1 protein-coding gene is annotated in these 263 nt (G+C 43.7%); it reads left to right on the top strand.

Annotation, left to right across the window (positions count from 1 at the left end):
- A partial coding sequence (locus ACSV5T_RS09930) for a histidine phosphatase family protein (protein WP_438321010.1) occupies positions 1 to 263 on the top strand: 263 nt, incomplete at both ends.

Below are 263 nucleotides of genomic sequence, written 5' to 3'. Positions count from 1 at the left end.
GAATCTGCCGAATTTGCGTAATCACTTAGATCTATATGATCCTTCTCCTTTTCATGGAGAAACGATTGAATCAGCAATCACACGTATTGAAACTGTTGTAGCGGATGCGGTTGCTCAACATAAAAACGGACCTCTTTTATTCGTAGGTCATGGGGCCTCATTAACTGCTGCCATTCAATGGATGACAGGGAAAGAGCTAAGTGAGTTGCGGGAAATGGGCGGTTTGTTCAATAGCAGCCTGACGATTTTAGAGACTGAAGAGC

The organism is Veillonella sp. ZSJB6, from assembly GCF_051549505.1.
Lineage (GTDB): Bacteria > Bacillota > Negativicutes > Veillonellales > Veillonellaceae > Veillonella.
Note: the sequence above shows the minus strand (reverse complement) of the source record. Positions and strands in the feature narration are given on the sequence as shown.